This is a genomic window from Aeromonas sp. HMWF015 (genome assembly GCF_963878965.1).
GTDB classification, from domain to species: Bacteria; Pseudomonadota; Gammaproteobacteria; order Enterobacterales; family Aeromonadaceae; genus Aeromonas; species Aeromonas veronii.
Window position 1 is genome coordinate 8,223 of the sequence record NZ_CAWNZT010000124.1, and the last position, 8,671, is coordinate 16,893.

The window sequence follows — 8,671 nt, forward strand, 5'->3', positions numbered from 1 at the left end:
TCACCTTCGCCGCCGAAGCCGGTCAGCTGCAGCTGAACGTCATGGAGCCGGTGATTGGTCAAGCGATGTTCGAATCCCTGAGCCTGATGGAAAAAGCCTGTATTTCCCTGCGCGAGAAGTGCGTGGAAGGTATCACCGCCAACCCGGAAATCTGCATGAATCACGTGCTGAACTCCATCGGTATCGTGACCTACCTGAACCCCTTCATCGGCCACCACGAAGGGGATATCGTCGGCAAGATCTGTGCCCAGACCGGCAAGAACGTCCGCGAAGTCGTTCTTGAGCGCGGCCTGCTGAGCGCCGAGCAGCTGGACGAAATTCTCTCCATCGAGAACCTGATGAACCCGCAATACAAAGCCAAGCGTTTCACCCGCGAAGCTGCCGTATAAGCGAGTGTGGGCCGGGATCTTCCCGGCCCATAAAGTCAGTTCCCGATTGGTCTTTATCCCCAGCCCGATCGGGAATTGGCTTTTTGCCAAATAAAAACCAAAAACTAAAAAATGGAGTTATCGCTATGATTGGAATCGAGTTACTTGTCGTGCTCGCCGCTATCTATCTGGGGGCCCGGATAGGCAGCATCGGCATCGGCTTTGCCGGTGGTCTGGGGGTACTGGTATTGACGTGGGGTCTGGGCATGCCCATCCCGAGCGATCAACTGGTCAGCTACATCCCCTGGGATGTGATCATGATCATCGCGTCCGTCATCTGTGCCATCGCCTGTATGCAACTGGCTGGCGGGATGGACTATCTGGTCTTCCTGGCAGAAAAAGCGCTGCGCAAGAACCCCAAATACATCACCTTCGCCGCCCCGGTGGTCACCTATCTGATGACCATGCTGGCCGGTACCGGTCATACCGCCTTCTCCACCCTGCCGGTGATCGCGGAAGTGGCCAAAGAGCAGGGGATCCGTCCGTCCCGTCCGCTCTCCATCGCAGTTGTCGCCTCCCAGATCGCCATCACAGCTTCCCCAATCTCTGCCGCTGTGGTTGCCTTCTCCGGTATGCTCGAGCCGTTTGGTGTTGACTACCTGACCCTGCTGGCAATCTGCATCCCCTCTACCTTCCTGGCCTGTATCCTGGGCGCCTTCATCGCCAACATGATGGGTAAGCCGCTGGAGCAGGACGAAGTCTATCTGGAACGCAAAGCCAAGGGTCTGATCAAACTGCGTGGTACCACCAAGCTCGAGATCAAACCGTACGCCAAACTGTCTGTCTGGATCTTCATCGCCGCCATCGTTGCTGTCATGGCTTATGCAACTGCCATCTCCGGTAAAGTGGGCCTGATCACCAACCCGCCGATCCCCCGTGACGGCGCCATCATGGGCATCATGCTGGCCGCGGCCACCATCATGACCCTGGTATGCAAACTGGACGCCACCCAGGTCACCAACATGCCGACCTTCAAGTCCGGTATGTCCGCCTGTATCTGCGTACTGGGTGTCGCCTGGTTGGGTAACGTCTTCGTGAAAGGCAACATGGACACCATCCAGCTGATCGCTGGCGACCTGCTGAACCAGTACTCCTGGCTGCTGGCCGTGGTGCTGTTCTTTGCTGCCATGCTGCTCTATTCACAAGGCGCCACCACCAAAGCGTTGATGCCTGCCGCACTGGCACTGGGTGTCAGCCCGCTGACTGCGATTGCCTCTTTCGCAGCTGTGAGCGCCCTGTTCGTACTGCCGACCTACCCGACTCTGCTGGCCGCGGTAGAGATGGACGACACCGGCTCCACCCGTATCGGTAAGGCGGTCTTCAACCACCCCTTCTTCGTACCGGGCACCGCCACCATCGCCATCGCCGTGGCGCTGGGCTTCTTCTTCGGCGGCATCCTGCTGTAATTTATTGCCTGCCGATTACCAAACAAAAATCCCCGCCAGTTGGCGGGGATTTTTTTATCTCTTTACTCTGTGCTTGGCTGTCTGGCAGCGAGAGACCTGACGTCTTATCCGGATGGCTCAACCACGGCGACAGCAGACACCACATCAGCGTGCCAGCAGCGCTATAACCGCCGCAGCCTGATTGCAGGAGCCGTAGGCCACCATGGTACTCATCACCACGCCAGAAGGCGGGATCCGTCGGATCAGACCGGATCCAGGGTATCCAGCGGCCAGCGCGGCACGGCTTTGACCGCCAGCGGCTCAAACACGTCCGCTTTCAGGCGCTGCATACCGGCATAGGCAATCATGGCGCCGTTATCGGTGCAATATTCAGTGCGCGGATAGAACACCTCGCCCTTGAGGCTCTCCATCAGCTCGGCCAGCTGGGCTCGCAGATGACGGTTGGCACTGACGCCGCCAGCAACCACCAGACGCTTAAGACCGGTCTCTTTCAAAGCACGACGGCACTTGATGGCCAAGGTATCGACCACCGCATCTTCAAACGCCCGAGCGATATCGGCACGGGTCTGCTCATCATCACCATTGGCGGCGATGGTGTTGGCGGTGAAGGTCTTGAGGCCGGAGAAGCTCATGTCGAGCCCGGGACGGTCAGTCATGGGACGAGGGAAGTGGAAGCGCCCGGTAGTGCCCTTCTCGGCCAGACGGGAGAGCAGCGGACCACCCGGATAGTCCAGCCCCATCAGCTTGGCGGTCTTGTCGAACGCTTCGCCAGCGGCATCATCGATGGATTCCCCCAGCAGCTGATAGCTGCCGATACCGTCGACCCGCACCAGCATGGAGTGACCACCGGAGACCAGCAGCGCCACGAAGGGGAACTCGGGAGCTTTCTCTTCCAGCATGGGGGCCAGCAGGTGCCCTTCCATATGATGGACGGCAATGGCCGGCTTGTTCCACGCCATCGCCAGAGAGCGGCCAATGGTCGCCCCCACCAGAATGGCGCCAACCAGACCCGGACCCGCGGTATACGCGATGCCGTCGATGTCATCTTTGCCCAGTCCCGCCTCTTGCAATGCGGCCTGGATCAACGGGATCGTCTTGCGAACATGATCCCGGCTGGCGAGTTCGGGGACGACGCCACCGTAGTCCGCATGCAGCTTGACCTGGCTGTATAACTGATGGGAAAGGATCCCTTTTTGATCGTCGAAGATCGCGATCCCGGTTTCGTCACAGGATGTCTCTATGCCCAATACACGCATTGCTAAAAAATTTCACTGCTAAAATGAGACGGCTATGGTAACCTTCGCGGGTTTTTTAAACCAGAGCGATCTCTGCGGGTTTACTTTCATTCCCTGTCCAGAGTATAATTTCGCACCATTTTAAGACATGCTGATCGATTGAAGGTCAGCTAACAATTTATCACTGAGGTGAAAGGCACATGCCAGTAATCAAAGTCCGTGAAAATGAGCCGTTTGACGTTGCTCTGCGTCGTTTCAAGCGTTCTTGCGAAAAAGCCGGTATCCTGTCCGAAGTTCGTAGCCGTGAGTTCTACGAGAAGCCGACTACCATTCGTAAGCGCGCCAAAGCGTCTGCTGTCAAGCGTCACGCCAAGAAGCTGTCTCGCGAAAACGCACGTCGTATCCGCCTGTACTAATCGGGAGATATTGCCGTGTCTCTGAAGGATCAACTCAAGGATCAGCAAAAGCTCGCCATGCTTGCCAAAGATAAGGCTCGTCTGGGAGCGATCCGCTTGTTGATGGCAGAAATCAAGCAACGTGAAGTCGATACCCGTATCGAGCTGAATGATGAGGATATCCTCGCTGTCGTGACCAAAATGGTCAAACAGCGCCGCGATTCCATCAGCCAATTTGAAGCTGCCGGTCGCCAGGATCTCGCCGACAAAGAGTCCGCCGAGATCGTTGTGTTGCAGGAATTCCTGCCGCAACAGCTGACCGCAGATGAAATTGCTGCCCTGATCGAGCAAGCCATCACTGAAAGTGGTGCTGCCGTCATGGCTGATATGGGCAAGGTCATGGCTGTCTTGAAGCCGAAAATTCAGGGGCGTGCCGATGTCGGCGCCGTCAGTGCTCAGGTGAAAACCCGCTTGGCGTAACAGGCAACTCTCTTGTTTGGTCGAAGAAGCCGTGCTTCCCTTGGAATGCGCGGCTTTTTTATTTTCTCCGCAATGAAACAGGACGGTTATGGCAGGCAGGATCCCACAATCCTTTATCGACGATCTGCTCGTACGCACAGACATAGTCGAGCTGATCGACTCGCGAGTGCGGCTGAAAAAAGCCGGTAAGAACTACCAGGCTTGCTGCCCTTTTCATAACGAAAAAAGCCCCTCTTTTACCGTCAGCCAGGAGAAGCAGTTCTACCACTGTTTCGGTTGTGGCGCCCATGGCAATGCCATCGGCTTTGTCATGGAGTACGACGGTCTCGAATTTCCCGATGCCATCGAAGAGCTCGCCAGCATGCAAGGCATGCAGGTACCTCGCGAGCAGAGCATCGGCGGCTCGGCCAATAGCCAGCCCGCAGTCAGCAAGGATCTGTTCGAGCTGATGAACCAGATAGCCCGCTTCTACGAGAGCAATCTCAAGAGTGCCCCCCACGCGGTGGAGTACCTCAAAGGGCGCGGTCTGACCGGCGAAGTAGTCAAGCGCTTCAACATCGGTTATGCCCCAAGTGACTGGGATCAGGTACGCCGCCGCTTCGGCGCCAGCCGGGATCACGAACAGCTGCTTATCTCGGGCGGCATGCTGATCACCCGTGACAATGGCCTGGGGAGTTATGATCGTTTCCGCGATCGCATCATGTTCCCGATCCGTGACAAGCGTGGCCGGGTCATCGGTTTCGGTGGCCGGGTGCTGGGTGATGGCACCCCCAAATACCTGAACTCGCCGGAGACCCCCATCTTCCATAAAGGGCGGGAGCTGTTCGGTCTCTACGAGGTGAAGCAGGCACACAAGGATCCACGCCGGATCCTGGTGGTGGAAGGCTACATGGATGTGGTGGCACTCGGTCAGTACGACATCGACTATGCGGTGGCGGCGCTGGGTACTGCAACGACCAGCGACCATATCCACACCCTGTTTCGCACCACCGCCGAGGTAGTCTGCTGCTACGACGGTGACAACGCCGGTCGTGAAGCCGCCTGGCGCGCGCTGGATAATGCCCTCCCTCATCTGCAGGATGGCCGCGAGCTGAAGTTCGTGTTCCTGCCCGATGGCGAGGATCCCGACTCGCTGGTACGCCAGATCGGCAAGGAGGGCTTTGAAGCCCTGCTCGATAAAGCCCAACCGTTCGCCGACTTCATGTTCGATCGTCTCGGGCGGGATGCCGCCCTCTCCGGTGAAGCAGGCAAGTTTGAAGTGGCCAACAAGGCCGCCGAACTTATTCGCCGCGTACCGGAAGGGTTTACCCGCGAAGGGCTGATCACTCGTCTCTCCAGCATGATGCGTTGGGGTGAGAACAAGCAGCGCATCGCCGAGCTCTTTGCCCGCAACAGTCAGCCCAAGACCGAAGTCAACAAACCCAAGGCAGCCAAGCTGACGCCACTGCGGCGTGCGCTGGCACTGATGGTGCAATATCCGGCAGTAACGGCTGAGCTCCCCCCCATGCCGGAATTGGCCGGACTACGCGTACAGGGCATCAAGTTTCTGCTGCAACTGCACCAGCAGATCTTGGCACAGCCCGGTATTACCACAGGTATCCTGCTGGAACACTGGCGTGGTACCAAGGAGGGAGAAATCCTTGCTCAGCTGGCCATGCACGACCTGTTCGAGGAGATCAAACTCGATCAGGAGCCGGATATTCTGGGAGAATTGCAGGACACCTTCGTCGGCTTCATCAACCAGTTTCTGAAACAGCGGATCGAAGAATTGCAGGCCAAAGTGGCTCAGGAAGGACTAAGCTCCGAAGAAACCCAAGAGTTGATGATGCTGATCAGAGAGGTGCAAATTGAGAAAAGAAATGAGAGTGGGGCTTGATATTTGAGTGATTAGTCCCAATATGGATAGCGTTGCCCGAATGGACGGGATGAAAAGCAAATTTTTTATAACCGCCTGGCCCCGACAATACTGCGGGCAGGGGTTTCTCATGACCGACGCCGCAACCAGACATAGCATGTCTGGCGGTTTTCTATTAGAATTGGCTATTTGCGCAGCAGCGCACTGTACGCGCAACCTAGCAACACCAACCGGATGAGTTCTATGGAGCAAACCCCGCAGTCTCAGCTTAAACTCCTCGTTGCCAAAGGTAAAGAACAGGGCTACCTGACCTATGCCGAGGTGAACGATCACCTCCCGCAAGACATTGTCGATTCAGACCAGATCGAAGACATCATTCAGATGATCAACGATATGGGCATTCAAGTGGTTGAAAACGCTCCGGATGCCGATGACCTTATCATGGCTGAAGGTGGTACCGCCGATGAGGACGCTGCCGAAGCAGCGGCCCAGGCTCTGGCATCTGTTGAATCTGAGATTGGTCGCACGACCGATCCCGTCCGCATGTACATGCGGGAAATGGGTACCGTCGAACTGCTGACCCGTGAAGGCGAAATCGACATCGCCAAGCGGATCGAAGACGGTATCAACCAGGTACAAAGCTCCGTAGCCGAGTACCCTGAAGCAATTACTTACCTGCTCGAACAGTACGACAAGTACGAAGCCGAGCAGCTGCGTCTCTCTGACATCATCTCTGGCTTTATTGACCCGAACGAAACTGAAGATATGGCGCCTACCGCCACGCATATCGGTTCCGAGCTCGGCGAAGACGATCTGGCCGACGAAGATGAAGAAGACGAAGAAGACGAAGACGAAGATGGCGACAGCTCTGACGACGACGGTGACGGTGGTCCGGATCCGGAAGTCGCTCGCGAGAAGTTTGGTGAACTGCGTGCCCAGTATGAAGTGACCCGCCTCTCCATTCAGAAGAATGGTCGCGCGCACGAAGATACCCAGGCCGCCATCGCCCAGCTGGCCGATGTATTCCGTCAATTCCGCCTGATGCCCAAGCAGTTCGATCGCCTGGTCAACAACATGCGTGAAATGATGGAGCGTGTCCGCGTGCAGGAACGCATCATCATGAAGCTCTGCGTTGAGCAGGCCAAGATGCCGAAGAAAACCTTCGTCGCGGCCTTCACCAACAACGAGTGTGAAACTGCCTGGTTCGAATACCAGAAGCAGGCTGGCAAAGCCTGGTCTCCTCGTCTGGTTGAAATGGACGAGGATATTCAGCGCGCCATCGGCAAGCTGCAGCAGATTGAAGAAGAGACCGGTCTGTCGATTGCCCAGATCAAGGATATCAACCGCCGCATGAGCATCGGTGAGGCCAAGGCCCGCCGTGCGAAGAAAGAGATGGTTGAGGCCAACTTGCGTCTGGTTATCTCTATCGCCAAGAAGTACACCAACCGTGGTCTGCAGTTCCTGGATCTGATCCAGGAAGGCAACATCGGTCTGATGAAGGCGGTAGACAAGTTTGAATACCGTCGTGGCTACAAGTTCTCGACCTATGCTACCTGGTGGATCCGTCAGGCCATTACCCGCTCCATCGCGGATCAGGCCCGTACCATCCGTATCCCGGTACATATGATCGAGACCATCAACAAGCTCAACCGTATCTCCCGTCAGATGCTGCAGGAGATGGGTCGCGAGCCGAACCCGGAAGAGCTGGCCATGCGCATGGGCATGCCGGAAGACAAGATCCGCAAGGTACTGAAGATCGCCAAAGAGCCTATCTCCATGGAGACGCCCATCGGTGATGATGAAGATTCCCACTTGGGCGACTTTATCGAAGATACCACCCTGGCTCTGCCAGCGGATGCGGCGACCAGCGAAAGCCTGCGCAATGCCACCCGCGAAGTGCTGGCCGGTCTGACAGCTCGCGAAGCCAAGGTACTACGGATGCGTTTCGGTATAGACATGAACACTGACCACACCCTCGAGGAGGTGGGCAAACAGTTCGACGTTACCCGTGAGCGTATTCGTCAGATCGAAGCCAAGGCACTGCGCAAACTGCGCCACCCGAGCCGCTCGGAAGTGCTGCGCAGCTTCCTGGACGAATAGTCCTGACCCTGTGTCAAACTGCTCTGCCAAAGCCCCGCCATGCGGGGCTTTGTCTTGTCTGGCACTTACCCTTGCGACCCGCTTTGCACCCTCTATCGACCTGGACAATTAGTCGCCAAGTGGTTGATATGCCTATAGACTGCCCCTTCCTCTTCCCCTATAATCCACGCCGCTAAACGCACAATTTGGCCCCTTAGCTCAGTTGGTCAGAGCAGTCGACTCATAATCGATTGGTCGTGGGTTCAAGTCCCCCAGGGGCCACCAATTCCAGAGGGTTAGCGAGATAGTACTCGCTAACCCTCTTTTCAATAGGATACCTATAGGATATCTCAGCCTGTAGAGTAACCACTCTAAAAACACTCCCCAGCCCCTCAAAAAATTTTTTCTCCGCCAAGAAGAAAAATTACCAGCCTCTTCGAAATATTCTCTTTTGAGAACCATCGCTAAAATTTTTTCTCCTCCCCAGATTTCCCTTTTCTATCTCTATATATTGAAAAAAGCGGGGTTACACGGGTTACGAGGTTACAACTCGGCTCTAGCCCAGTACTGGCGCGGCTTTGCGCTGTAACCCCACTCTGGGCACAAAAAGCGAATAGAGGTTACACGCACAGAAAGAGGCATGAGGTTACAAGCCTGTAGCCCTTGTCTGGTGCGGGCTGTAGCCATTTTTCTTGACGCTGTAACCTGTAACCCCGTGAGGTTACAAATCTCAGCGTCCCACGACTGGCCATGTAACCCCTGGAGAAACCCGCCGGTTCCTCCCCCATCAAAT

6 protein-coding genes, 1 tRNA gene and 1 pseudogene are annotated in these 8,671 nt (G+C 56.2%); 7 read left to right on the forward strand and 1 reads right to left on the reverse strand.

What is annotated here, in order from left to right; all coding sequences use genetic code 11:
* Positions 1-389: pseudogene (gene aspA, locus AACS18_RS06275) on the forward strand (aspartate ammonia-lyase); the annotation flags it as partial.
* Positions 390-514: 125 nt separating this feature from the next.
* Entirely contained in the window at positions 515-1,834 is a 1,320-nt protein-coding gene (locus AACS18_RS06280) for an anaerobic C4-dicarboxylate transporter (RefSeq protein WP_021229055.1), read from the forward strand.
* Positions 1,835-2,076: 242 nt separating this feature from the next.
* On the opposite strand, the gene tsaD is transcribed toward AACS18_RS06280, so the two are convergent.
* On the reverse strand, positions 2,077-3,090 hold the full coding sequence (tsaD, locus tag AACS18_RS06285) for a tRNA (adenosine(37)-N6)-threonylcarbamoyltransferase complex transferase subunit TsaD (protein WP_108613939.1): 1,014 nt from the start codon (positions 3,088-3,090) through the stop codon (positions 2,077-2,079).
* Positions 3,091-3,269: 179 nt separating this feature from the next.
* On the opposite strand from tsaD, the gene rpsU reads away from it, so the two are divergent.
* From rpsU to AACS18_RS06310, 5 genes are all read left to right on the forward strand, one after another.
* On the forward strand, positions 3,270-3,485 hold the full coding sequence (rpsU, locus tag AACS18_RS06290; protein ID WP_005309452.1) for a 30S ribosomal protein S21: 216 nt from the start codon (positions 3,270-3,272) through the stop codon (positions 3,483-3,485).
* A 15-nt stretch (positions 3,486-3,500) separates the two neighbouring features.
* Positions 3,501-3,944: a GatB/YqeY domain-containing protein gene (locus tag AACS18_RS06295; protein ID WP_005349081.1), complete on the forward strand. Its 444-nt coding sequence runs from the start codon at positions 3,501-3,503 to the stop codon at positions 3,942-3,944.
* Between the two features lie 88 nt (positions 3,945-4,032).
* On the forward strand, positions 4,033-5,820 hold the full coding sequence (gene dnaG, locus AACS18_RS06300; RefSeq protein WP_108613940.1) for a DNA primase: 1,788 nt from the start codon (positions 4,033-4,035) through the stop codon (positions 5,818-5,820).
* 183 nt (positions 5,821-6,003) lie between these two features.
* Positions 6,004-7,899, forward strand: coding sequence for an RNA polymerase sigma factor RpoD (rpoD, locus tag AACS18_RS06305; protein WP_263718854.1), 1,896 nt, complete (start codon positions 6,004-6,006; stop codon positions 7,897-7,899).
* 187 nt (positions 7,900-8,086) lie between these two features.
* Positions 8,087-8,163, forward strand: a tRNA-Ile gene (locus AACS18_RS06310).
* Positions 8,164-8,671 lie beyond the last annotated feature (508 nt).

Excerpts from the sequence above, each read along its gene's own strand:
- AACS18_RS06280 (WP_021229055.1), top strand. The coding sequence starts at position 515 with ATGATTGGAATCGAGTTACTTGTCGTGCTCGCCGCTATCTATCTGGGG.
- dnaG (WP_108613940.1), top strand. The coding sequence starts at position 4,033 with ATGGCAGGCAGGATCCCACAATCCTTTATCGACGATCTGCTCGTACGC.
- tsaD (WP_108613939.1), bottom strand. The coding sequence starts at position 3,090 with ATGCGTGTATTGGGCATAGAGACATCCTGTGACGAAACCGGGATCGCG.
- rpsU (WP_005309452.1), top strand. The coding sequence starts at position 3,270 with ATGCCAGTAATCAAAGTCCGTGAAAATGAGCCGTTTGACGTTGCTCTG.